Genomic DNA, 550 nt, shown 5'->3' on the forward strand with positions numbered 1-550 from the left:
CTGGAGCGCTGCCGTTGTCTACGCGGCTATAATGCACGATGCCGCAAAGGTTCTCGTTGATATTGATGTCTATACGAAAAGCGGCAAGACCTGGCGACTCTGGCATGGCAATATCCCAGAACCCTATCAGATCCGATATCGCCCCGGTCGAGACTATCATCTCCACGAAGCCATCAATCCGATCATCTGTGACCGGGTTCTCGGTCCGGCCCCTCTTGACTGGCTATATAGCTCGCCCGAAGTATTTACCCTGATGATGTATACGATCTCGGGGCATCCGGAACGAGCGGGTATAATCGGTGAAATCGTTAACCAGGCTGATCAGTCTAGTGTGGCGAAGGCCTTGGGCGGTAATCCCTCTCAGGCATTCAAAGCGCCGGTCGAGTCACTACAGCGGAAACTCGCTGACGGTTTGCGCTTCTTGGTGAAAGAAAGGCTCTCTCTTAATGTGCAGGGAGCTCCAGCATTCCTCACGGATGAAGCTCTTTGGCTAGTTGCCCCCCGAGTGCCCCGTGATTTGAAATCACACCTGCTCGAAAGTGGTGTAACT

General features: G+C 53.5%; 1 protein-coding gene. It reads left to right on the forward strand.

Annotated elements, in window-relative coordinates:
• Window positions 1–550, forward strand: a 550-nt coding sequence (locus ACGTN6_RS20910) for a TraI domain-containing protein (protein ID WP_394595024.1), incomplete at both ends; no start/stop codon positions are given.

The organism is Halomonas sp. B23F22_20 (genome assembly GCF_043496985.1).
Lineage (GTDB): Bacteria > Pseudomonadota > Gammaproteobacteria > Pseudomonadales > Halomonadaceae > Halomonas.